Raw genomic sequence first — 21,683 nt, forward strand, 5'->3', positions numbered from 1 at the left:
TTTCATCAGTTTCATCAGTTCGCGCGGGAAACATCGGCCTTCAGGCCGGTGAGGGATAGCGCGCGACGCGAAGCGTCGCCCCTGCGCCCGCTCTCCTTCGTGGATGGCGCTACGCGTGAATAACCATATCCGTCGCCGCGTTGCATGAGCTTGCAATAGCGGTGAGAGACACCCTGGATGACCCCTTCGGCGGTCTGAATGTTGAAGGATCCGGAGGCGCGAATCGCCACCCGCCCAATATGGCTGCCGGTTTTCTTCCCGGACGGGACATCGGCCCGCGGCCTTTTAGGCCGGGGTAGTTGACGCTGGGTCTTTTGACCGGAACGGCACTGGGGTCCTTCGGCACGCGAAGCCACACTTGCGAACGAGACGATACGTCTCATCCAGGTCAGCTTCTTCAAAAGCCCTCTGCGTAAATCTATACGTTCCTATACGTTCGGCCATTTCCAGTAGCCCGTATGGCGGCCTGGGGAACACCGAAGGCACCGGCGCCTTATCCCGGTTGCTGGCGACACGTGTTTCACTTGAACACTCTCCCTAGAGCACAAGCAAGAGGCGCAATGCCTCTTCGACTTTGCGCAAGTGAGTTGTCGAGAGGGTAGCGATGGGCTTGCTTCCCATGAAGCGACGATTGGAAATCGCGCGTAGCTGGTCGATAAGCAAGTCGGTGTCGTACATCAGGCCCGGCAATTTTCCCAAGGCGACTCGCAAGGGAAAACAGTCCTCTGGCTCGACTTGAGACGTACCCGGAACGATGATTGTCGTTGGATGACCGGCGTCATTGAGAAGGTCCGTTTGAATAACAAGAGCCGGCCGGTTGCGTTTGGCCGGCTCTTCTTTGTGCGTCTGCGGGTCCAGGTCGACCTCCCAGAGTTGCCCCCGCTTGAGCTTAGGCAAGCCCATCTCCTACAGAGTCGTCAAGCTCTTCGTTAAAGGAGAGGTGCCTGGCGGACAGTTTTTTGGAAAGCATGGCGATACGTGCCGCCATCTCTCGCTCGTTCTTCTCGCGCACAGCCTCGCGAATGTAGTCGGAGCTTTTTAACCCCAAGGCCTTGGCCAGAGTCCGAGTCTGTTCGGCGAGTTCGTCCGCTGCGCGGAATGACAGCGTCGTGGCGTGCATAAGTGCCTCCTAAAATGCGTCACACAAAAGTATAGCAATTTTGTGCAATGCATATATGTATTACACTTTTGTCATGCAGGCCTTGACTTGGCAAAGTCATCTCTTTTGGTAGAGTGATGTAAGAGGCTCTTTTTGACGTCGTCGCTCGACACCAACGCAGCAACCCTCCGGGTGCTTTTTTTTTTCATGGCAACACAGGCAGGCACAGAAGCCAGCAGACACACAAACCGGCCTCGGCATCCAGGCCCCTGCCCGGATCGAGCATCCCGCCATGGCGCAACATCACCCGGCGGCAGAACTGCATCGCCACCGCTTGCGCGCTGGCCGCCTGCGCGGCATCGGCACCGGGCGCAAACCCGATGGACAAGCGGCAGACGCGCCCCTCAATCCGCTGGCGCACCACCGGCCGCATATCCCCGGCGGCAGCCAATGCCAGCGCCATCAGCAGGCGCAGCACTTCGGACAGCATGGCGACGTCCCCCCGCACCCAGACCTTGCCCCCCGCCAGATCGAGCTCGGGTCCGGGCCCGTCGGCATCCCACAGCGTATCGGCGGCCTCGCGCAGCTGCGCAGTCAGCTCCAGTACCTCCATGCGATAAGCGTGGACCAGCTCGCGCAACAAGCGCGCGATGTCATCCGTGAGCCGCAGCGACGCCTGCGCATGGCCTGCCGCTTGCGCGACGAACGCATCGTGCGCAAGCGCCCCGGGCGCGGCCAGCTGCAATTCGACCAGCGCCAGGATGGCGCTCTGCGGCGCGCGCAGGTCGTGCGACAGGGCACGCAGGCCGGTTTGCCAGGACGCCTGCGCCTCGCTGTCGTAGGCCGCCATATCGACGGCGCCGGCGCTTGCCGGCATGCAGCGAACGGCATCGCCGGCATCGGCCTGCAGCGCGACCCGGCTGGCCGCCATGACGGCAGCGAGACGCTCAAGATGCCGCGCTGCCGCGCCCAGGCACGCCGCCATCCGCGCCACCTCGCGCCCAAGCCACGCCCTCATCCCGCGCCTCCGGTCAGTTCGAGCCGGTAGCCATGCGTGTAGACGGGCAACAACCGCACGCCGTGCTCGGGAAGCAGCGCCAGCTTGCTGCGCACCCGCGACATATGCGTGTCGATGGTGCGCGACAGCGGCGAGATCTCGCGCCCCCAGACCGCCGCCACGATATGGTCCCGTGACACGATGCGCCCTTCGTTGCGGAACAGCAGCACGGCCAGGTCGAATTCCTTGGGGGTCAGCCTGAGCGGCCTGGTGCGATGGGCCACCGTGCGCGCGGCGCAGTCGATGACGTAGTCGGCCAGCCTGACGTGCGCGCAGCCCGCCGACGGATCGGGGTAGGCCCGGCGCAGCAGCGACTGGGTGCGCGCCAGCAGTTCGCCGCGCCGGACCGGCTTGAGCATGTAGTCGTCGGCGCCCGTGGCGAGGCCGTCGACAATGTCTTCCTCGGCCATGCGGCAGGTCAGGAACATCACGGGCACGCGCCGGTCCAGGTTGGCGCGTACCCAGGCCAGCACCTCCTTGCCGGAGAGGTCCGGCATCTGCCAGTCGAGCACCAGCAGGTCAAAGCTCTCCTCGCGCAGGTGCAGCAGCAGCTCGCGGCTGCGCCGGAAGGTCATGCAGGCATGCCCGGCCTCGCCGAGTATCTGCCGGATCAGGGCCGCCTCGGCGGGTTCGTCTTCGAGAGAAGCGATCTTCTTTCCCATGCAATTTTGGCCGGTACGGCTTGGACGCCCGCCGGTCTCGCGGTGATTGGCGCCGCTGGCGCCGGGGGATGGCCCGACGATGCGGGGCTATCCGTCATTAAAAGCCGCCAGAAGATGCTTTCGGCTGAGAATTTTCGTAATTTTCACTGGCAATGGCTATTCGCTTTCCGCTTGGCGCGGCGCGAAGCTAAGATGCCCTGGCAATGCCGCGCGATCACGACACCGCCATGCACAGGCCACGGTGACCAAACCCGTGGGACAGGCGCGCCGAAACCCGCGCGCAAGGAGAAACTTCATGCGAATCGCTGTACTGGAGGACAACCCGGCCCGTGCCATTCTGCTGGAGCAGGCACTCAGCCTCAGCGGCCACGACTCGGTGCGCTTTCGCGAAGGCGGCGCGCTGATGCACGCCCTGCGCAACGAGCCCTTTGATCTGCTGCTGATGGCCTGGGAGATACCCGGCATCTCGGCACGGGACATATTGCAGTGGATACGCCGCACCCTCGGCGACGCACTGCCGGTCATGCTGCTGAGCCAGCACAGCGACGACGAACATATCGCCCAGTGCTTCGCGCTTGCCGCGGACGCCTTCCTGGCCACCCCGATTCGACGCGCCGAGCTGGCCGCGCGGGTGCAGGCGCTGCTGCGGCGCATAGCGCCGGTGGCGCAGGCCCAAGACGACCTTACGATGGGCGCTTACCGCTTTGTCCTTGCCGAGCGGCGCGCCTTCGTCAACGATCTCCCGGTCAAGCTGGCGCCGAAGGAGTACGAGCTGGCGGTATTGCTGTTCCGCCATGCCGGCCGGTTGCTGCTGCGCCAGACCATCGAGGAAGAGATCTGGCAACGCGATGTGCCACCGGCATCCCGCACGGTGGACAGCCATCTCTCGCGCGTGCGCACCAAGCTCGCGCTAGGTCCGCGCAACGGCGTACGGCTGTCCTCGGTGTACGCGAGCGGTTGCCGCCTGGACCTGCTCGACCACCCTGAAGACCGGCGCCGGCCGTTCAATCCGCCTTGATGCCGGCTTCCTTCACGATACGGGCGTTGTCGTCGTACTCCGCGCGGATCGCAGCGGCAAACTGCGCGGCAGTGCCGCCGGTGGGCACCTCGCCGCCCTTGAGCAGGCGTTCGCGCACCTCGGGTTCCGCCAGCGCCTTGTTCAGTTCGGCATTCAGCCTGGCGACGAGGGCGGCCGGCGTGCGCGCCGGCGCGAAGATGCCGAAGGTGGAAGTCAGGTTGGCCTTGGGATAGCCCAGCTCGGCGAAGGTCGGTACATTGGGCAGCGACTCGATGCGCCTGGGCGCGCCCACGGCGAGCGCGCGCAGCCGTCCGGCCTGCATGTGCTGGGTCAGCATGGGGCTGGCATTGGTGCTCATCACCTCGAACTGTCCGCCGAGGGCGTCGTTCATCTGCTGCCCGGCGCCCTTGTAGGGAATCAGCGTCAGGTCGGTCCTGGACTTCGCCTTGACCTGTTCCAGCATCACGTGGCCAACCGTGCCCAGGCCGGACGTGGCCCAGCGCACCGAGCCGGGCCTGGCCTTGGCCTGCGCGAGCAGGTCCTGGAACGACTTGCCGCCAAAGCGCGAGGTGGCGATCAGCAGCACCGGCGAGTACATCACGCTCATGACCGGCGCGATATCGCGCTGCGGATCGTAGTTGACGTGGCCGACGTGCGGGTTGAGCGTGAGCGGGCTGGTCGAGGCGAAGCCCAGCGTGTAGCCGTCCGGCGCGGACTTGGCCACGGCGTCGATACCGATGCTGCCACCCGCGCCCGCCTTGTTTTCCACCACCACCGAGGCGCCCATCTGGGCCGACAGCCGCTCGCCGAGGGCGCGTGCCACGGCATCGCTGATGCCGCCGGTGGGATAGGCCACGATCAGGCGGACAGGACGCGCGGGATAGGCATCGGCGGCAGTGGCGGCAGTGGCGGCAAACGGGCTGGCCAGGGTGGCTGAGGCGATGGAAACAGCTGCCAGCAAGGGGATTCGACGGGAAGCGGACATGAAAGGGGAACGGCGCGGACGACGGTTGGAGACGGACCTGGCCGCGCTCGCGCCGCCGGGAGCGGCCCGGGACCGGGCGCAGGCCTCGATGCAGGAATCGGACGCTATGTTATCCGATCGGAGGTGTGCCCGGCGCGGCCGGCCCACGGGGAACCAGCGGGCACTCGGGCACCCACGATACGAACAGCTCGTTGGCGCGGTCGTACAACCGCCACACGGTACCGCACTCGCGGCAAGTGAACGTGAGCATGCTGAACGGCACGCCGGCAGCGCTGCGGCTCGCCAGCGGCGCGGTGTGCTTGAGCGCAAGGCGCGCATGCGGCTCGCGCCGGCGGATATCCACCGCGAGGGCGAGGCAGTGTTCGCAGGCGGCCCTCGCGGGCCGCGGCGCATTGGGGAAAGGCACGGCGGACGTCATGCCCACCATGATGCCGCAAAACGGGGACGCTTTTCACCGCTGCCGTTGCGGCAATGGCTGGATGGCGTCCGGAAGGCGTCTGGATAGCGGCTGGAAGACGCCCACGATGCGCGCGGCTGCACCGCCAAGGAAGAAACCAGGATGTAGAATCCACGCCAGTTCCCGCATTCAAGCCAACTACCGGCGCGGCTTTGTATCGCGCTGTTCCTGCCCCTGCATCCCGGAGAAACCCGCATGCTTCTGAACCTTCGCCCACGCCCCCACGCGTCCCTGAAATCGGCAGCCATGCTGGCAGTCCTGCTCTGCGCCGCCACGGCGCAGGCCGCGCCGGTGGAACCCGCCTACCAGCTCTCCCAGCAGGAAAAGCCCGCGCTGATCGCCACCCTCAAGGACCTGGTATCGATCGAGTCGGGCAGCAAGGACATCGAGGGGCTGGACCGCATCGCCGTGCTGATCCGCGACCGGCTGGCCGCGCTGGGCGGCGACGCGCAGCTGATCGAGCCCACCGAGGTCTACCGCATGGAGGACACGCCCAGGCAGGTGGGCAAGATGGTGATGGCGCAGTTCAAGGGCACGGGCAAGCGCAACATCATGCTGATCGGCCACATGGACACGGTCTACCTGCGCGGCATGCTGGCGCAGCAGCCGTTCCGCATCGACGGCGACCGCGCCTACGGCCTGGGCATCGCCGACGACAAGAACGGCGTGGCGGTGATCCTGCATACCGTGGCCATCCTGCAGAAAATGGGCTTCAAGGACTACGGTACGCTGACCGTGCTGATCAACGGCGATGAAGAGATCAGCTCGCCCGGCGCCCGCGCCGTGCTGGCCAAGATGGGCAGCCAGCAGGATGCGGTGTTCTCCTGCGAAGCCACGCGCGTGACCGGCGACCGCCTGTCGCTCGCCACCAGCGGCATCGGCGCAATCTCGCTGACCGTGCACGGTAAAGCCTCGCACGCCGGCAGCGCGCCCGAGCAGGGCCGCAATGCGCTGTATGAACTCTCGCACCAGATCCTGCAGATGCGCGACCTGTCCCACCCGGACAGCGGGCTCAAGGTGAACTGGACGATCTCGTCGGCCGGCACCAACCGCAACGTGATCCCGGCCACCGCCACGGCCCAGGCCGATGTGCGCGTGCTGCGCACCGCCGACTACGACAGCCTGGAGCGCACGCTGCAGGAACGCGTGAAGAAGCAGTTGATCCCGGACACCAAGGTGGAAGTGAAGTTCGAACGCCGCCGCCCGCCGCTGGAGGTCACCGAAGCCGCGCGCAAGCTGGCCGCGCACGCGCAAGGCGTGTATGCCGAGATCGGCGAGAAGCTGGCGGTGTACGACACCGCCGAAGGCGGCGGCACCGATGCGGCTTTTGCCGCGGCTGCCACCAAGGCGCCGGTGATCGAGCGCTTCGGCCTGCGCGGCTTTGGCGCGCATTCCAACGATGCCGAGTACGTCGACCTCAACTCGGTCACGCCGCGCCTGTACCTGCTCGCGCGCATGATCATGGACGTGTCGCAGGACAAGACCGGGCGCTGAGCGTGCCTGCGGTGCGCCCTGCCCGCCGCCGGCCCAGCCATGGCAACGGCGACGGGTTCCGCTCAGGCTGGCTTCTTGCGCCCGCCCAGGTCGGGCAGGAAGATGGCCAGCAGCCCCAGCAGCGGCAGGAAGGCGCACAACTGGTAGACCGACTGGATACCGTGGGCATCGGCCAGTTTGCCGAGCACCGCGGCGCCGATGCCGCCCATGCCGAAGGCAAAGCCGAAGAACAGGCCCGACACCAAGCCGACCTTGCCAGGGATCAGTTCCTGCGCAAACACCAGGATGGCCGAGAAGGCGGACGCCAGGATAAAGCCGATGATGAAGGACAGCACGCCGGTCCAGAACAGGTTGGCGTGCGGCAGCATCAGCGTGAACGGCGCCACGCCCAGGATCGACGCCCAGATCACGCGCTTGCGGCCGATGCGGTCACCGATGGGGCCGCCCAGGATGGTGCCGGCCGCCACCGCGAACAGGAACACGAACAGGTAGAGTTGCGAACTCTGCCGCGTCAGGCCGAAACGCTCCATCAGGTAGAAGGTGTAGTAGGTGTTCAGGCTCGCCATGTAGAAATACTTGGAGAACACCAGCGCCATCAGCACCACCATGGCGCGCACCACGGTGCTGCGCGGCAGCGGCGCGTGCGCGGCCACGGCCTTGCGCTTGCGCGTGGTATGCGCCAGCTCGCGGCCGTACCAGCCGCCGATCTGCCACAGCACCGCGATGGCCAGCAACGCGGCGAGCGAGAACCACGCCACGCTGCTCTGCTGGTGCACGATCCACGCCGCCAGCAGCGGCCCGGTGGCGCTGCCCGCATTGCCGCCCACCTGGAAGATCGACTGCGCCAGCCCGTGCTGGCCGCCCGATGCCATGCGCGCCACGCGCGACGACTCCGGATGGAAGATCGACGAGCCGGTGCCCACCAGCGCGGCAGCCACCAGCAGCACGCCATAGGTAGGCGCCACCGACAGCAGCAGCAAACCGCACAGCGTGAAGCCCATGCCGATCGACAGCGACTGCGGCTTGGGACGCTTGTCCGTGTACAGGCCCACCACCGGCTGCAGCAGCGAAGCCGTGATCTGGTAGGTCAGCGTCAGCAGCCCGATCTGGGTGAAGCTGAGGTTGAAGCCGCCCTTGAGCATCGGATAGATGGCCAGGATCAGCGACTGGATCATGTCGTTGAGGAAATGCGAAAAGCTGATCGCCCCCAGCACGCGGAAACCGGTCCGCTCGGCGGTGGCCTGCGTAATGTGGAGACTCTGGTGGAGACTCTGGTGGAGACTCTGGTGGAGACTCTGGGCCTGCGGCGAGGCGTTCACGCCGTCGGGCGCGGTTTCGATGCGGCTGCTCATGATGGAAACGGGGCCTGGAAGAAAACAATTTGGGAATGTTGCCGCTCATCCTAAATGGCGCGATGGCGCCTGTCCTGCGAGAATAGGGCCGGAACCCTGGAGAAAAGGACATGGCCCGTTCCTCAACTCGCCCCAATACGCGTCGCAGCGGAGATCCAGATGCTGCGCCTCCGGCTGCGCCGGCCGAAAACGCGGGCACCGACCGCGCCGATACCTACGCACCGGTTCCCGCCTATCAGCGCTACGACCGCAGCCTGATGCCGGTCACCGCCATGGCGGCCGACTATGCGCCGGGCCACGTCACCAAGCCGCACCAGCATCCGAATGCCCAGTTGATCCACGCCGTGCATGGCGTGATGGCGGTGGCCACCGCCGAAGGCCAATGGATCGTCCCGCCCACGCGCGGCATGTGGATGCCCGGGGGCACCGTGCACTGGATCCGCATGGTTGGCCACGTGCGCATGCGCACCGCCTACATCCGGCCGGATGCCGCCGCCAACCTGCCCACCCGCTGTACGGTGCTGGGCATCACGCCGCTGCTGCGTGAACTGATCCTTGCCGCGATCGATATTCCCACGCCCTATGCCGCTGAATCGCGCAATGGGCGGTTGATGCGGCTGCTGCTGGATGAGGTGATGCTGGTGCCCACGCTGCCTTTGCACTTGCCGCGGCCAGCGGACACTGGATTACGGCTGATCTGCGATGCGATCGTCGGGGCGCCGGATACGGCGCTTACGCTGGCTGAATGGGGGGAACAGTTAGGCCTGGATCCGAAGACGATCCAGCGGCGGTTTGCGCGCGAGACCGGGATGACGTTTGGGCAGTGGCGGCAGCAGGCGAGGTTGCTGGCGGCGTTGGAGGGGCTGGCCGCCGGGGCTAAGGTGGTGGATGTGGCGCTGGATCTCGGGTATGAGAGTCCTAGTGCGTTTTCCACCATGTTCAGGAGGCAGTTCGGGGTGCCGCCTAGTGGGTTTTTTCGGTGAGCGTCCGTACAACGTTGGTACGCGGGATTCTCGGTTTTTTTGGGGGCGGCGTTGGCTGTTGCACCCAACAGCCATACGACAACCCCCTGCGGGGGCTGCCGGTCACTTTTCTTTGCGCGGCAAAGAAAACTAACGAAAAGAAAGCCGCCCTGCCGGGAGCAGAGCAATAAGGCTATTCGGCGGCAGTGATTGCGTCGTACGGCCCGGAGTGTTGGCTGGCGTGTCCTACCGGCTTGAAAGGCATCGCAATTGCATTAGCCGGCGGTTTCGTGGTGGTGTCCACGGTAGCATCGCCATTGCCCATCCGGCCATCTGCCGTTCGCGGTGCAAAGGGCTGCGCTATCCCGCACCGCACTGGTTTCGTGGTTTTGTCTCTGACGGCACGCGCGGTGATCATTCGGTCCCTGCCGTTCGCCGTGCGGGGCGCCGCGCGGCTTCGTACTGATGAGTTTCGTGGTGGGCTTGGTGGATCGAACGCACTGGCTTGCAGCCTCGCCGTTACGTCGGTTGGCGAGTGGAGCAACACCTTCTCGATTTGAATATCCTTCGCATCAGCCGACCGGGCCACTGCGCCCACCACGAAACGAGGACGGCCGAGAATCCGGTCACGGCCAGAGCCGGTACGGCAGGGGTATCCAATGGCAGGGCGTCTGCCGTCAGAGACAAAACCACGAAACCAGCCACACCTGAAACGGCGCAGCACTTCGCACCGCGAACGGCAGATGTGAGAACGGTCACCGCAAACGAGGTCAGGGGCCGCACCACGAAACCACTGGGAGAAGCAGTGGCGCCGCCATTGACGCCGGTAGGACATGCCAGCCAACACTCAGGGCCATACGACGAAACCACCGCCACCAATAAGCCTTATTGCTCTGCTCCCGGCAGGGCGGCTTTCTTTTCGTTAGTTTTCTTTGCCGCGCAAAGAAAAGTGACCGGCAGCCCCCGCAGGGGGTTGTCGTATGGCTGTTGGGTGCAACAACCAACGCCGCGCAAAAAAAAGAGCCACAACCCTCCACAAACCACCCTTCACCCCTCCAGATACCTCTCCACCAACCTGGCCCAATAAGCCGCCCCCACCGTCAAATTCTCATCATTGAAGTCATACCCGGCGTTATGCAGCAATGGCTGCCCCACCCCATTCCCCATCCTCACAAAGCACCCCGGCCGCTGCTGAAGGAAGTAAGCAAAATCCTCACTCCCCGCGATCTGCGGAAAATTCGCCACCACCTTTTCCGGCCCGACCAGTTCCTCCGCCACCTGCCGCGCAAACTCCGTCTCGCGCTCGCTATTGATCAGCACCGGATACCCGCGGATGTAATCGATCTCGACGGACGCCCCATACCCGTCCACATGAGAAGTCACCAGCCGCCGGATGCGGTCTTCCAGCGTGCGCCGCACATCGGGGCTGAACGACCGCACGCTCAATTCCAGCTTGGCGCTTTCCGGAATCACATTAGGCGCATGCCCCGCATGCAACGTACCGATGGTCACCACCGCGGTCTCGTTCGGATCGATGTTGCGCGACACGATGCTCTGCAGCGCCATCACCAGGCTGCCGGCCACCAGGATCGGGTCGATCGACTGGTGGGGCCGGGCCGCGTGGCCGCCCTTGCCGCGGATCGTGATCGACACCGTGTCGCAAGCCGCCATGAACGGGCCGGCACGGAACATGAAGGTACCGGCCTCCACGCCAGGGTGATTATGCAGCCCGAAGATCGCGTCGCACGGGAAGCGCTCGAACAAGCCGTCGGCAAGCATGCGCTCGGCGCCGCCGTCGGCGCCGATTTCTTCGGCGGGCTGGAAGATCAGGTGGACGGTGCCGTTGAAGTTGCGCGTGCGCGCCAGTTGCCGCGCCGCGCCAAGCAGCACGGTGGTATGGCCGTCGTGCCCGCAGGCGTGCATCCTGCCGGCGTTGGCGCTGGCGTACGGCAGGCCGGTGCGTTCGTGAATGGGCAGCGCGTCCATGTCGGCGCGCACGCCGATGCTGCGGCGCGCGTCGCCCTGCCGCAGCGTGCCGACCACGCCAGTACCGCCGACGCTACGCGTCACGGCGTAGCCCCAGCCTTCGAGCTGGCTGGCGACGAGCTCCGCGGTACGCACTTCGTCGAAGGCAAGTTCCGGATGCTGGTGGATGCTGTGGCGGATGGCTTCCAGGTCGGCCCGGCTGTCGGCGGTGTCAGCCAGTTCGCAGAAGCGGGAAGGGCGCGAGGGGCGCGAGACTGCGGCGGGTGAGACCGCGGGCGAGTCGGCAAGAAGAGACTCGACAAATTCGGGGGCGTGTTCTGACATGGCGGTGCTCGTATTTTCGAGGTATATGGAAAACAGTATTTCACGCTGGGCGCAGAGCGCAAACGGTTTAACCCTTTGTAGCGAAATGAGGGGAACAACTGTTGCGAACGGGGGACGGTCTCTTCACGCGAGAGCATCACAGGGGGAACTTGAGCTCGCTCGGGGGATCACAGGCCCTCCCCGTCATCAACGCACCGCGATTGCCAGCAGGTAGCCGGCAGGTATCGCCGGAGGTACAAGCGAGGAGGGCGGCCATCGCTGGCCGCCCTCCTTTTGCCTTTCAACTGAACCAGACAGCCCTACGCGTACGCCACCACCGTCTGGCCCTGCTCGCCCAGGCCGTCGACGCCCAGGCGCATGGTGTCGCCCGCCTTGAGGAAGCGCGGCGGCTTGAAACCCATGCCCACGCCCGGCGGCGTGCCGGTGCAGATCAGGTCGCCGGGGTGCAGCGTCATGAAGCGGCTGACGTAGCTCACCAACGTGGCCACGTCGAACACCATAGTGGCGGTGCTGCCCTTCTGCACGCGCTCGCCGTTGACTTCCAGCCACAGTCCCAGCGCCTGCGGGTCGGCGACTTCGTCGCGCGTGACCAGCCAGGGCCCGACCGGGCAGAAGGTGTCACAGCCCTTGCCCTTGTCCCAGGTGCCGCCGCGCTCGATCTGGAATTCGCGCTCGGAAACATCGTTGACCACGCAGTAGCCCGCCACGTGGGAGAGCGCGACGTCGCGCGAAACGTCGCGGGCGACCTTGCCGATCACCACGCCGAGTTCCACTTCCCAGTCGGTCTTCTCCGAGCCGCGCGGCAGCATCACTGCGTCATTGGGGCCGTTGAGCGAGCTGTTGGCCTTGAGGAAGACGATGGGCTCGGCCGGCAGCGGCATGCCGGCTTCGGCGGCGTGATCGGCGTAATTCAGGCCGATCGCCACGATCTTGCCGATGCCGGTCCAGGGCACCCCGAAGCGGTCGGCCTGCACCACCGGCAGCGTGGCCGGGTCAACCTTGGCCAGCCGCGCCAGCGCTTCGGCGGACAGTTCCTGCGGCCCCAGGCCGTCCAGCACGCCGGACAGGTCGCGCACGCGGCCTTCGGCATCGATCATTCCCGGGCGTTCCGCGCCCGGCTTACCCATACGTACCAGTTTCATCGTTTCCCCTTGGCTTCGGTGGCAGTGCGGCCGACGGGCTCGGACAGGCTCCGCGCGACCACGGTCAGGACTTCTTTGGCAGTGTTCTCGGAATGCTGGCGCAGCACCTGCGCCAGCCGCGGGCGGCCTGGTTCGCGCAGCGCGACCATGATGGCTTCGTGTTCCTCGTGCGATTCCTGCCAGCGCAGCATATCCGCGTTGGCGGCGCCGCGTGCGCGGTGGACCTTGCTCATCAGCATGGCGTAGATGCCGGCCAGCACCGGGTTGGCGGCGCCGTCGATGATGAGCTGGTGGATTTCCTGGTTGGTGCGGAAGTACTCGGTGCGCCGCCCCGCAGCGTGGGCATCGAGCATGGCCAGGTGCTTGCGCTCCAGCCGCGCCATGTCCATCTCGGAGAGCCGCGCCGCCGCCAGTTCGCCGGCTGTGGCTTCCAGCCCGTGCAGGGTCTCGAAGGTGGCGCGCAGTTCGTCGAGGTCGAGCGCCGCCACGCGGTAGCCGATGTACTGCCGATGCAGCACCAGTCCCTCGGACACCAGCACCTTGAGTGCCTCGCGCAACGGCGTCTTGGACACATCGAACATTTCGCAGAAGGCGCGCTCATCGACACGGGCGCCGGGCGGCAGTTCGCCCTCTTCGATCATGGTGCGCAGCCGGGAGGCGATTTCGGCGGACATGCCGAGGGTGCGCAGGCGCGTGGATTTAGGAAGCGTTTGAGTCACAGACATCACCGATACGGGGAACATGCACCACAAGAAGGCTATCACACCCTGAAATTGTGCATTTGCTTAATAATAAAATCAATGACTTACGAGAGTTGTAATTACAGATTACGTATCCTATACTCCGATCCAGTTGCGCGACACACAAACACAAACCGCCTACCATTCCTCAAAGGAGACACGCGTCATGCAAACGACAAGCCGGGCCGCGGCGCTAACGGAGACGAAGAGCTCCGTACGCTGGAAGATTTTCCTGATGATGTTGTTCCTCATCGCCATCAACTACATCGACCGCGCCTCGCTGTCGGTGGCGATGCCGCTGATCGCCAAGGAGTTCGACCTCAGCCCCACCATGCAGGGCCTGATCCTCAGTTCCTTCTTCTGGACCTACGCGGTCATGCAGATTCCCGGCGGCATGCTGGCGGACAAGTACAAGCCGCGTATCGTGATCGCCACCGCCACCATCTTCTGGGGCGCGTTCCAGGCCATGGCGGCGGTGTGCACCAGCGCCGGCGCGCTGTTGCTGACCCGGCTTGGCCTGGGCGCGGCCGAAGCGCCGATCTACCCGGCCGGCGGCAAGCTGAACGCGATCTGGATGACGCAGAACGAACGCGGCCGCGGCGCCACCCTGCTCGACGGCGGCGCGCCGCTGGGCGCGGCGCTCGGCGCCATCATCATCACGTGGCTGATCACCGCGCTGGGCTCCTGGCGCCTGGCCTTCGTGGTCGCCGGCGTGGGCACCGTGCTGGCCGGGATGCTGGCGTGGTACTACGTACGCAATTCCCCGCGCGAACACCGGGGCGTCAATGAGCTGGAAGCCAGCTATATCGAAGCCGCGCAAGCCACCGAGCATCGCGCCGAGCCGGCCAACCTGTCCGGACGCTCGCTCGATTTCCTCAAGTACCGCTCGGTGTGGTGCATGGCGATCGGCTGGATGTGCTTCAACAGCGTCTTCTACGGTCTGCTGACCTGGATGCCCAACTACCTGAACAAGGTGCACGGCTTCGACATCAAGCAGATGGGCGGCGCCAGCTTCATCATCTTCTTCGCCGGCTTCGTCGGCGAACTGGTCGGCGGCTGGATCGCCGACAAGTGGAAGGCCGCGRGCGGCTCGCCCAACCGCGTGATGCGCACCCTGTTCGGCATCGCCGCCGTGGTGGCCACGGTCTCGATCTTCTCGGTGGCCTACGTCACGGATCCGGTGGTCGTCGTGGTCCTGCTGTCCTGCACGCTGTTCTTCCTGCGCTGGTGCGGCCTGTTCTGGTGCATCCCGTCCATCCTCGGCACCCGCAACAAGGTGGGCGTGCTGGGCGGCATCATGAACCTGGGCGGCAATATCGGCGGTATCACCGTGCCCATCATCGTCGGCATGATCGTGCAGTTCACCGGCTCCTACTTCCTGGCGCTGATGTTCTTCGCCGCCGCCGGCGTCGGCCTGTTGCTCTCCTCGACCGCGATCGACTACGAGAAGAAGCTGCCGGTCTGAGCGCAGCCCGATCTCCACGACAAGTCCAACCCACGCACGCGCCGCGCCGGCACACGCCGGCAGCGGCACGGCCTGAACCGCTCCCGCCCCGGCGCCCCCGCGTGCCGGGCGGTGGAGGAGACACTTCATGAAAGCAATCCCACGCCTGTTGGCCAGCGCCGCCACGATGGCCGCCCTGTTGCCCCTGTTGCTGTCCGGAACCGCGCAGGCCCAGGAAGCTGCCGCCGCACAACGCGCAGCGGCGCCATCCGCTGCGGACCTGCCCGTCGCGCAACCCGAATCCGTGGGCGTCGATTCGCGCAAGCTGGTCGAACTGTCGCAATGGATCCGCCGCGACCAGCTCGATGTGCGCAGCCTGCTCGTCATCAAGGATGGCAAGCTGGTGTTCGAGCGCTACGGCGACGAACTGTCCCGCGATTACAACCACGAGCTTTACTCCGTCACCAAGTTCATCAGCGCGCTGCTGGTCGGCACGCTGGTGGGCAACGGCAAGCTCAGCCCGCATGACAAGCCCGCCCCGCTGCTGGCCGCCGCGCGCCCGGACCTGGCGCCCGCGCTGGCCGACAAGCAGGACATCGAACTGCGCCATCTGATGTCGATGTCCAGCGGCCTGTCGTACAAGCTGGTGGAAGGCACCGACACGCTCTACTACGGCGTGCCGGACCGGCTGAAGGTGGCTGCCTCCGCCGCCGTGCGCACCAAGGCCGGCACCGAGTTCGACTACATCGACGTCAATCCCGTGCTGGTGGGTGCCACCATTACGCAAGTCAGCGGCCAGCCCGAACAGCGCTATGCCGAAGCGCGACTCTTCAAGCCCCTCGGCATGTCGCACTACCGCTGGGACGGCGCCGATGGCAAGGGCGCGGTCTCCGGCGGCTGGGGCCTGCGCCTGCGCTCCATCGACATGGCCAAGCTGGGCCTGCTGATGCTTGACCACGGAAAATGGCAGGGCCAGCAAATCGTGCCCGCCGACTGGATCACGCGCATGACCACGCCCGCCGGGCCCGCCACGGACTACGGCTACTACTGCTGGGTCAACAACATCGTCAAGAGCGAGCGCGAATTCAGCGCGATGGGCTTCAAGGGCCAGTTCATCACCGTGCTGCCGCGGCAGAACGCCGTGGTGGTGATGAACAGCATCATGTCCACCGCCGGCGGCCTGCGCGACGCGGCCTACCTGGACATCTACCGCAAGATGGTCAACGACTTCGTGCTGCCCGCGCTGCAGGCCGGCGACAAGGTCAGACCCGACGCCGCACTGCGGGCAGCGCTGCAGCAAGAGCTGGCCCTGGCGCATGCCAGCCACGGCAAGCCCGGCACCGCCCTCGCCTTCAACGACAAACCCGAACAATAACGAGCACGGCCCGGCGCAACATCGCATCGGGCCCTGCCATCTCCCGAGAGCATCACTCCCATGACCAAACGCACCCTTCTCGGCATGCTCACGCCGTCTTCCAACACCGCGCTGGAGCCCATCACCAGCGCCATGGTGAGCGGCCTGCCGAACGTCAGCGCGCATTTCTCGCGCTTCACCGTCACCGAGATCTCGCTGCGCGACCAGGCGCTGGGCCAGTTCGATCTCGGCAAGATCATCGGCGCGGCCAAGCTGCTGGCCGATGCGCACGTGGACGTGATCGCGTGGAACGGTACCTCGTCCGGCTGGCTCGGATTCGAGAAAGACGAGGCGCTGTGCCGCCAGATCACCGAGGCCACCGGCATTCCCGCCACCACCTCGGTGCTGGCGCTCAACGAAATCCTGGAGAAGACCGGCGCGGGCGATTTCGCCCTGGTCACGCCTTACCTGGACGACGTGCAGCAACGCATCGTGCAGAACTACAAGCGCAACGGCTTTAGCTGCACCGCCGAGCGCCACCTCGACCTGCATGTGAACTACAGCTTCGCCGAAGTGGAAGAAGACACCATCCGCCGCATGGTGCGCGAAGTGGCGCAGCACAAGCCGTCGGCCATCACGACGTTCTGCACCAACCTGCGCGCGGCGCACCTGGTGGAAGAACTGGAAGCCGAGACCGGCATCCCCGTCTACGACACCATCTCCACCGTGGTGTGGAAATCGCTGCGGCTGGCCGGCGTGGATACGCGCGCGCTGCGCGGCTGGGGCCGCCTGTTTGCCGAAGTGGAATGAAGGAGCAGGGCGCATGAACACCGAACTCGATCTGGTCATCCGCAACGCTGAAGTGGTCACCGCCTCCGACCGCTTCACCTGCGACATCGGCGTGCGCGATGGCCGCATTGCCATGCTGGGCAATGACCTGCCGCGCGGCACGCGCGAGATGGACGCCACGGGACTGCTGGCGTTGCCCGGCGGCGTGGATGGCCATGTCCACCTGGACCAGCCGATGCCGGAGGGCATGCGCATGGCGGATGATTTCTTCACCGGCACGCGTGCCGCGGTTTGCGGCGGCACCACCACGGTGATTCCGTTTGCGGCGCAGGAGAAGGGCGGTTCGCTCAAGGCCGCGGTGGCGGACTATCACCGCCGTGCCGAGGGCCGTGCCGTGGCGGATTACGGCTTCCACCTGATCGTGGCGGACCCCACGCCGGAAGTCCTGCAGCATGAATTGCCCGAGTTGATCCGCAAGGGCTATACCTCGTTCAAGGTCTATATGACCTACGACGACCTGAAACTGTCGGATCGCGAGATGCTGGACGTGCTCGACGTGGCCAAGCGCAACGATGCGCTGGTGATGGTGCACGCCGAGAATGCGGATTGCATCTCGTGGCTGACCGAAAAGCTGGTCGGGGAAGGGCGGATTTCGCCGCGCTTCCACGGCATGGCGCGCCCGGCCCTGGTGGAGCGTGAAGCCACGCATCGCGCGATTACGTTTGCGGAGCTCGTCGATGTGCCGATCCTGATCGTGCATGTTTCCGGCAAGGAGGCGATCGAGCAGATCCGGTGGGCGCAGGGTAGGGGGTTGCCGATCCTGGCGGAGACTTGCCCGCAGTACTTGTATCTCACCGCGGAGGATATGGGCTTGCCCGGTGATGATGGCTATGAAGGCGCCAAGTGCGTTTGCAGCCCGCCGCCGCGCGACCCCGAGAACCAGGCTGCGGTCTGGCGTGCGTTGGCCAATGGCGTGTTCAGTGTGTTCTCTTCCGATCATGCTCCGTTCAACTATGACGATCCGCAAGGGAAGAAGCTCGGTGGCACGGCCCAGCCTTTCGACCACATTCCCAATGGCGTGCCCGGCATCGAGACGCGGCTGCCGCTGTTGTTCGATGGCATTGCGAAGGGCAAGCTTTCCTTGCATCAGTTTGTCGAGCTGACTTCGTATCGGCCGGCACGGCTCTACGGCTTGTATCCGCGCAAGGGGACGATCGCCGTGGGCGCCGATGCGGATATCGCGCTGTGGGATCCGCAGCGCAAGGTACGCATCGCCAATAGCGATCTGCATCATGCGGTGGATTACACGCCCTATGAAGGCATCGAAGTCACCGGCTGGCCGGTGCATTGCCTCTCGCGCGGGGAGTTGCTGGTGGAGGATGGGAAGTATCTGGAACCGGCTCCGGGACGGGGCAGGTTCTTGCCTGCCGGCGCGCCTTCGCTGGTTTGATTTTTGCGGACTTGATCATGCGTATTCTTGTTGTGAATCCCAATATTTCCGAGAGCGTCACCGAGCTGATTCGCGCGGAGGCTGCGCGCACTGCTTCGCCCGGCACTTCGCTGGCGATGGCGACGGCGCCGTTTGGCGTGGCTTATATCGAGACGCGGTTCGAGGCGCTGGTGGGCGGTTACGCCACGGCTTGCGTGGCGGCGGAGCATCAGGGGCAGTTCGATGGCCTGGTGGTGGCTGCGTTCGGCGATCCGGGGCTGGCGGGGCTCAAGGAGTTGTTCAACGTCCCGGTGGTGGGCATGACGGAAGCGGCGCTGGCCAGCGCTTGCCTGCTTGGCCAGCGTTTTTCCATCATCGCGATTTCGCATCGGATCGAGGCTTGGTATCGGGAATGCGTGGCGGCTAACGGGCTGACTTCCCGGCTAGCCAGCGTGCGTTCGTTGCAGCAGCCGCTGCGCGATATCGGCAGCGTGCAGGAGGACCACGCGGCGCGGCTGGAGGAACTGAGCCTGAAGGCGGTGCGCGAGGATGGCGCGGATGTGATCATCGTGGCCGGCGCTCCGCTGGCGGGACTGGCGCGCACGCTCAAGGACCGGATTCCGGTGCCGGTGGTGGATGGCGTGTCGAGCGCGATCCGGCATTGCGAGAGCCTGATCGCGCTGGCGCCGACCGGCGCCGCGGAAGGCAGCTTCGCGCGGCCGCCACGCAAGCCGAATCGCGGCTTGCCAGCGACGCTGGCGGCGATGCTGGACTGACAGCGGCGCCGGACGGGGGCTGTTGCGGTCCTCTCTTATAATGCGCCGGCCAGGCATTTCGATGCGACCGCCGGAGAGAATACCTTGCGACAAGCCCTGTTGATCGTCGATGTCCAGCCTACCTTCTCGCCGCCGCAATGGCTGATCGATGGCCTGCTGCCGCTGATCGGCCAGATGCCTTCCGTGGCGACCGTGGAACACCACGACGAGGCCAGCACGCCGTTCATGCGCCAGCTTGGCTGGGCGCCCGGCACGGGAGACACCTGCCTGATTCCGGCGGATCGCGTGTTTGTGAAGCACGGCTACCTGCCGTCCGCCGACGCCATTGCGTATCTGCGTGAACTGGCCCCCGAGCGCGTGCTTGTTGCAGGCATCCAGACGGAAACCTGCGTGCTGGCGGCGGGCTTCGCGCTGTTTGACGCAGGCCTGCAGCCCACGCTCCTTTCGGATCTCACCGTCGGCTCCTCGCTCGATCCTTCCGGTGCGCTGGGCGCGAAGCTGTGGCGCCATCACTTCGGCAGCGTGCTCACGCGCGCCGAGGCGTTGACGCAATAACGCGCACCGCCCAACGCGCACCCCTCAGGCCGCCACCCGCAAACCCAGTTCGCCAAGGCTCGCGCGCAGCGCCTGCCTGAGCGGCGTGCGCGGCAGCTCGCCCACCAGCGCCTGCAGCGCGGTGCCGTCGAGCGCGTGCGGCACCTTCCACAAGTAAGCCATCTCGGCCAGTTCGCGCCACATCGGCACCACCGCGCCGCCGGCGCGGATCAGCCACCACGGCATGCCGCGCACGCGCGGCGCCAGCGGCATGCCGCTGGCTTCGGCCAGCGCGCCCACCAGCTGCTCGCCCGTCAGCGTATAGCCCGCGAAATGCAGCACTGCGTGGCCGCGCAAGTCCGCGTGGCGCTGCGCCACCGCGACGAATGCCTGCGCCAGGTCGGGCAGGTAGGCCCAGGCATGCGCGCGGTCGCGCGGGCCAGGATAGACCACCTTGCCCTGGTCGAGCGACCTGGCGATCGCCAGGTCCATCCACGAACCGCGTCCCGGGCCGCCAAAGAAATCTCCGGCACGGATAACCACGCTGCGCAGCGCGGGTGCTCGCTTGCGCATGGTGGTTTCGATGCGGCAGCGGATCTGGCCCTTGCGCGTACTGGGCCGCGCGGCGGTATCGGGGCGCAGCAGCGGCGGCATGGCTTCGCCGTAGTTGTAGACGTTGCCAGGAAAGAGCAGCAGGGCGCCCAGCGCCTGCGCCACATCCATGGCGCCGCGCGCCAGCGCTTCGGCGTGTTGGCCCCATTCGGTATAGGCGGGGTTCAGCGCGTTCACCACCACGCTGGCGCCGCGCGCGGCGGCGATCAGCTGAGCGGTGTCGCCCACGTCGATGGCCAGGCTGCGCACGCCTTGCGGCACGGTGCCGGTCAGCGGGCGGCGCGCCTGCGCCAGCACGGTCCAGCCGGCGGCGGCAAGCGCATCCACCAGGGTGCGGCCGAGCCGGCCGTTGGCGCCCAGGATCAATATGGTGTCGCTCATGGTGTTCTCCTTGCCGGACCCGCGGGATCGATGAGCACCATTGTGGCCAATGCCGTGCTGCATCACAATTGCATGACTTGGTAAGTCACGAATTCATTTTTGAATATCGCGAATAACACCCGAACAGCACCACGGGCAAGAAGCGAGAGGGCAATGGCTGAAGAATTCGACTGGGCGCTGATGCGCTCCTTCCTGGCGGTGATGGAGAGCGGCAGCCTGCTGGGCGCGGCGCGGCGGCTTTCCAGCAGCCAGCCCACGCTGGGGCGGCACGTGGCGCAGCTGGAAGCCCAGCTCGGCGTGCCGCTGTTCGAGCGCACCGGCCACGGTCTGCAGCCCACCGATGCCGCGCGCGCCATCGCCGGGCATGCGCGCGCCATGCAGCAGGGCGCCGACGCGGTAGCGCGCACGCTGGCGCGCAGCGAGTCCGGCATCGCGGGCACGGTGCGCGTGTCGGCCAGCCGCGTGGTGGCCAGCTTCCTGCTGCCGCCGTTGCTGGCGGACCTGCGCCTGCGCGAGCCGCAGCTCGCCATCGAGGTGGTGTCGTCCGACGAGGTGAGCAACCTGCTGCGGCGCGAGGCCGATATCGCCATCCGCATGGTACGGCCCAGCCAGGCCTCGCTGATCGCGCGCAAGGTGGCGAACGTGCCGCTATGCGCCTGCGCCCATGAGGACTACCTGCGCCGCAAGGGCGTGCCGCGCACGCCGCAGGATTTGCTGCGGCACGAACTGGTGGGCTATGACCGCGAGGACAGGCTCCTGCGCGGCTTTCGCGCCATGGGCATCGAAGTCTCGCGCGAGGCGTTCGGCGTGCGCAGCGACGACGATATCGTGCTGTGGCAATCGATCCGGGCCGGGCTGGGCGTGGGCTTTGCCGCGCGCTATATCGCCGCCGGCGATCCGCGCGTGCGCATCGTGCTGCCAGAGCTGGCGATTCCGCCGCTGCCGGTCTGGCTCACCGTGCACCGGGAAATCCGCGGCAGCGCCCGCATCCGCGCGGTCTACGATTTTCTCGCGAGTGCCATCCCGGGCGCGCTGGCAGCGCCATAGGCATGCGATCGCCCGGCTCCCTGCGGGCTCAGCGCGGGA

The 21,683-nt window shown here is 66.1% G+C and carries 22 protein-coding genes; 11 read left to right on the top strand and 11 right to left on the bottom strand.

Features of this window, described 5'->3' with window-relative positions; all coding sequences use genetic code 11:
* Positions 1-537: 537 nt before the first annotated feature.
* From AC1DQ3_RS15375 to AC1DQ3_RS15390, 4 genes are all read right to left on the bottom strand, one after another.
* Positions 538-903 (bottom strand): type II toxin-antitoxin system PemK/MazF family toxin, encoded by a 366-nt coding sequence (locus tag AC1DQ3_RS15375; protein WP_477121031.1) that lies wholly within the window; start codon positions 901-903, stop codon positions 538-540.
* On the bottom strand, positions 890-1,120 hold the full coding sequence (locus AC1DQ3_RS15380) for a ribbon-helix-helix domain-containing protein (RefSeq protein WP_477121032.1): 231 nt from the start codon (positions 1,118-1,120) through the stop codon (positions 890-892). Before AC1DQ3_RS15380 ends, AC1DQ3_RS15375 begins: the two co-directional genes overlap by 14 nt.
* Positions 1,121-1,304: 184 nt before the next feature.
* Positions 1,305-2,117, bottom strand: a complete 813-nt coding sequence (locus AC1DQ3_RS15385; protein ID WP_477121033.1) for a histidine kinase — start codon at positions 2,115-2,117, stop codon at positions 1,305-1,307.
* Positions 2,114-2,818: a response regulator transcription factor gene (locus tag AC1DQ3_RS15390; RefSeq protein ID WP_477121034.1), complete on the bottom strand. Its 705-nt coding sequence runs from the start codon at positions 2,816-2,818 to the stop codon at positions 2,114-2,116. The genes AC1DQ3_RS15385 and AC1DQ3_RS15390 overlap by 4 nt, the downstream gene beginning before the upstream one ends.
* A 295-nt stretch (positions 2,819-3,113) precedes the next feature.
* Between AC1DQ3_RS15390 and AC1DQ3_RS15395 the strand changes: the two genes are divergently transcribed.
* Positions 3,114-3,836 carry a response regulator transcription factor gene (locus AC1DQ3_RS15395; RefSeq protein WP_477121035.1) on the top strand — a complete coding sequence of 241 codons (723 nt, stop codon included), beginning with the start codon at positions 3,114-3,116 and terminating at the stop codon, positions 3,834-3,836.
* On the opposite strand, the gene AC1DQ3_RS15400 is transcribed toward AC1DQ3_RS15395, so the two are convergent.
* Entirely contained in the window at positions 3,823-4,821 is a 999-nt protein-coding gene (locus AC1DQ3_RS15400) for a Bug family tripartite tricarboxylate transporter substrate binding protein (RefSeq protein ID WP_477121036.1), read from the bottom strand. The genes AC1DQ3_RS15395 and AC1DQ3_RS15400 overlap by 14 nt on opposite strands.
* A 109-nt stretch (positions 4,822-4,930) precedes the next feature.
* Positions 4,931-5,248, bottom strand: a complete 318-nt coding sequence (locus tag AC1DQ3_RS15405; protein WP_477121037.1) for a hypothetical protein — start codon at positions 5,246-5,248, stop codon at positions 4,931-4,933.
* A gap of 225 nt (positions 5,249-5,473) precedes the next feature.
* Between AC1DQ3_RS15405 and AC1DQ3_RS15410 the strand changes: the two genes are divergently transcribed.
* A complete protein-coding gene (locus AC1DQ3_RS15410) occupies positions 5,474-6,772 on the top strand; it encodes a M20/M25/M40 family metallo-hydrolase (RefSeq protein ID WP_477121038.1) in 1,299 nt (432 codons plus the stop codon).
* 62 nt (positions 6,773-6,834) lie between these two features.
* Here the strand turns inward: AC1DQ3_RS15410 and AC1DQ3_RS15415 are convergent, their stop codons facing one another.
* The gene (locus AC1DQ3_RS15415; RefSeq protein ID WP_477121039.1) at positions 6,835-8,124 is read right to left on the bottom strand and encodes an MFS transporter; all 1,290 of its coding nucleotides are present in this window, start codon (positions 8,122-8,124) and stop codon (positions 6,835-6,837) included.
* Positions 8,125-8,234: 110 nt separating this feature from the next.
* On the opposite strand from AC1DQ3_RS15415, the gene AC1DQ3_RS15420 reads away from it, so the two are divergent.
* Together AC1DQ3_RS15420 and AC1DQ3_RS15425 are read left to right on the top strand one after the other, a co-directional pair.
* A complete protein-coding gene (locus tag AC1DQ3_RS15420; RefSeq protein ID WP_477121040.1) occupies positions 8,235-9,107 on the top strand; it encodes an AraC family transcriptional regulator in 873 nt (290 codons plus the stop codon).
* Between the two features lie 233 nt (positions 9,108-9,340).
* The gene (locus AC1DQ3_RS15425; protein WP_477121041.1) at positions 9,341-9,646 is read left to right on the top strand and encodes a hypothetical protein; all 306 of its coding nucleotides are present in this window, start codon (positions 9,341-9,343) and stop codon (positions 9,644-9,646) included.
* Positions 9,647-10,133: 487 nt separating this feature from the next.
* Here the strand turns inward: AC1DQ3_RS15425 and AC1DQ3_RS15430 are convergent, their stop codons facing one another.
* The 3 genes from AC1DQ3_RS15430 to AC1DQ3_RS15440 form a co-directional block, all read right to left on the bottom strand.
* Complete coding sequence (locus AC1DQ3_RS15430; protein ID WP_477121042.1) at positions 10,134-11,396, bottom strand: M20 aminoacylase family protein; 1,263 nt, start codon at positions 11,394-11,396, stop codon at positions 10,134-10,136.
* 299 nt (positions 11,397-11,695) lie between these two features.
* Positions 11,696-12,538: a fumarylacetoacetate hydrolase family protein gene (locus AC1DQ3_RS15435; protein WP_477121043.1), complete on the bottom strand. Its 843-nt coding sequence runs from the start codon at positions 12,536-12,538 to the stop codon at positions 11,696-11,698.
* Positions 12,535-13,263 (bottom strand): GntR family transcriptional regulator, encoded by a 729-nt coding sequence (locus AC1DQ3_RS15440; RefSeq protein WP_477121044.1) that lies wholly within the window; start codon positions 13,261-13,263, stop codon positions 12,535-12,537. Before AC1DQ3_RS15440 ends, AC1DQ3_RS15435 begins: the two co-directional genes overlap by 4 nt.
* 181 nt (positions 13,264-13,444) lie before the next feature.
* Between AC1DQ3_RS15440 and AC1DQ3_RS15445 the strand changes: the two genes are divergently transcribed.
* The 6 genes from AC1DQ3_RS15445 (at position 13,445) to AC1DQ3_RS15470 (ending at position 19,625) form a co-directional block, all read left to right on the top strand.
* Complete coding sequence (locus AC1DQ3_RS15445; RefSeq protein ID WP_477121045.1) at positions 13,445-14,743, top strand: MFS transporter; 1,299 nt, start codon at positions 13,445-13,447, stop codon at positions 14,741-14,743.
* Between the two features lie 127 nt (positions 14,744-14,870).
* On the top strand, positions 14,871-16,097 hold the full coding sequence (locus AC1DQ3_RS15450; RefSeq protein WP_477121046.1) for a serine hydrolase domain-containing protein: 1,227 nt from the start codon (positions 14,871-14,873) through the stop codon (positions 16,095-16,097).
* A 60-nt stretch (positions 16,098-16,157) separates the two neighbouring features.
* Entirely contained in the window at positions 16,158-16,886 is a 729-nt protein-coding gene (locus tag AC1DQ3_RS15455) for a maleate cis-trans isomerase family protein (RefSeq protein WP_477121047.1), read from the top strand.
* Positions 16,887-16,899: 13 nt separating this feature from the next.
* Positions 16,900-18,315 carry a dihydropyrimidinase gene (gene hydA / locus AC1DQ3_RS15460; protein WP_477121048.1) on the top strand — a complete coding sequence of 472 codons (1,416 nt, stop codon included), beginning with the start codon at positions 16,900-16,902 and terminating at the stop codon, positions 18,313-18,315.
* Positions 18,316-18,332: 17 nt separating this feature from the next.
* The gene (locus AC1DQ3_RS15465) at positions 18,333-19,070 is read left to right on the top strand and encodes an aspartate/glutamate racemase family protein (RefSeq protein ID WP_477121049.1); all 738 of its coding nucleotides are present in this window, start codon (positions 18,333-18,335) and stop codon (positions 19,068-19,070) included.
* 84 nt (positions 19,071-19,154) lie between these two features.
* Positions 19,155-19,625, top strand: a complete 471-nt coding sequence (locus AC1DQ3_RS15470; RefSeq protein ID WP_477121050.1) for an isochorismatase family protein — start codon at positions 19,155-19,157, stop codon at positions 19,623-19,625.
* Positions 19,626-19,649: 24 nt separating this feature from the next.
* Here AC1DQ3_RS15470 and AC1DQ3_RS15475 read toward each other — a convergent pair whose 3' ends face one another.
* Positions 19,650-20,597 (bottom strand): NmrA family NAD(P)-binding protein, encoded by a 948-nt coding sequence (locus AC1DQ3_RS15475; RefSeq protein ID WP_477121051.1) that lies wholly within the window; start codon positions 20,595-20,597, stop codon positions 19,650-19,652.
* Between the two features lie 153 nt (positions 20,598-20,750).
* Here AC1DQ3_RS15475 and AC1DQ3_RS15480 point away from each other — a divergent pair, with 153 nt between their 5' ends.
* A complete protein-coding gene (locus AC1DQ3_RS15480; protein ID WP_477121052.1) occupies positions 20,751-21,644 on the top strand; it encodes a LysR family transcriptional regulator in 894 nt (297 codons plus the stop codon).
* Positions 21,645-21,683 lie beyond the last annotated feature (39 nt).

It is taken from the genome of Cupriavidus sp. 01T418, assembly GCF_056398885.1.

Coding starts and splice junctions, on each gene's coding strand:
- AC1DQ3_RS15450 (WP_477121046.1), top strand. CDS start 14,871: ATGAAAGCAATCCCACGCCTGTTGGCCAGCGCCGCCACGATGGCCGCC.
- AC1DQ3_RS15380 (WP_477121032.1), bottom strand. CDS start 1,120: ATGCACGCCACGACGCTGTCATTCCGCGCAGCGGACGAACTCGCCGAA.
- AC1DQ3_RS15405 (WP_477121037.1), bottom strand. CDS start 5,248: ATGGTGGGCATGACGTCCGCCGTGCCTTTCCCCAATGCGCCGCGGCCC.
- AC1DQ3_RS15400 (WP_477121036.1), bottom strand. CDS start 4,821: ATGTCCGCTTCCCGTCGAATCCCCTTGCTGGCAGCTGTTTCCATCGCC.
- AC1DQ3_RS15395 (WP_477121035.1), top strand. CDS start 3,114: ATGCGAATCGCTGTACTGGAGGACAACCCGGCCCGTGCCATTCTGCTG.
- AC1DQ3_RS15455 (WP_477121047.1), top strand. CDS start 16,158: ATGACCAAACGCACCCTTCTCGGCATGCTCACGCCGTCTTCCAACACC.
- AC1DQ3_RS15385 (WP_477121033.1), bottom strand. CDS start 2,117: ATGAGGGCGTGGCTTGGGCGCGAGGTGGCGCGGATGGCGGCGTGCCTG.
- AC1DQ3_RS15475 (WP_477121051.1), bottom strand. CDS start 20,597: ATGAGCGACACCATATTGATCCTGGGCGCCAACGGCCGGCTCGGCCGC.
- AC1DQ3_RS15375 (WP_477121031.1), bottom strand. CDS start 903: ATGGGCTTGCCTAAGCTCAAGCGGGGGCAACTCTGGGAGGTCGACCTG.
- AC1DQ3_RS15465 (WP_477121049.1), top strand. CDS start 18,333: ATGCGTATTCTTGTTGTGAATCCCAATATTTCCGAGAGCGTCACCGAG.
- hydA (WP_477121048.1), top strand. CDS start 16,900: ATGAACACCGAACTCGATCTGGTCATCCGCAACGCTGAAGTGGTCACC.
- AC1DQ3_RS15435 (WP_477121043.1), bottom strand. CDS start 12,538: ATGAAACTGGTACGTATGGGTAAGCCGGGCGCGGAACGCCCGGGAATG.
- AC1DQ3_RS15415 (WP_477121039.1), bottom strand. CDS start 8,124: ATGAGCAGCCGCATCGAAACCGCGCCCGACGGCGTGAACGCCTCGCCG.
- AC1DQ3_RS15440 (WP_477121044.1), bottom strand. CDS start 13,263: ATGTCTGTGACTCAAACGCTTCCTAAATCCACGCGCCTGCGCACCCTC.
- AC1DQ3_RS15430 (WP_477121042.1), bottom strand. CDS start 11,396: ATGTCAGAACACGCCCCCGAATTTGTCGAGTCTCTTCTTGCCGACTCG.
- AC1DQ3_RS15420 (WP_477121040.1), top strand. CDS start 8,235: ATGGCCCGTTCCTCAACTCGCCCCAATACGCGTCGCAGCGGAGATCCA.
- AC1DQ3_RS15410 (WP_477121038.1), top strand. CDS start 5,474: ATGCTTCTGAACCTTCGCCCACGCCCCCACGCGTCCCTGAAATCGGCA.
- AC1DQ3_RS15390 (WP_477121034.1), bottom strand. CDS start 2,818: ATGGGAAAGAAGATCGCTTCTCTCGAAGACGAACCCGCCGAGGCGGCC.
- AC1DQ3_RS15480 (WP_477121052.1), top strand. CDS start 20,751: ATGGCTGAAGAATTCGACTGGGCGCTGATGCGCTCCTTCCTGGCGGTG.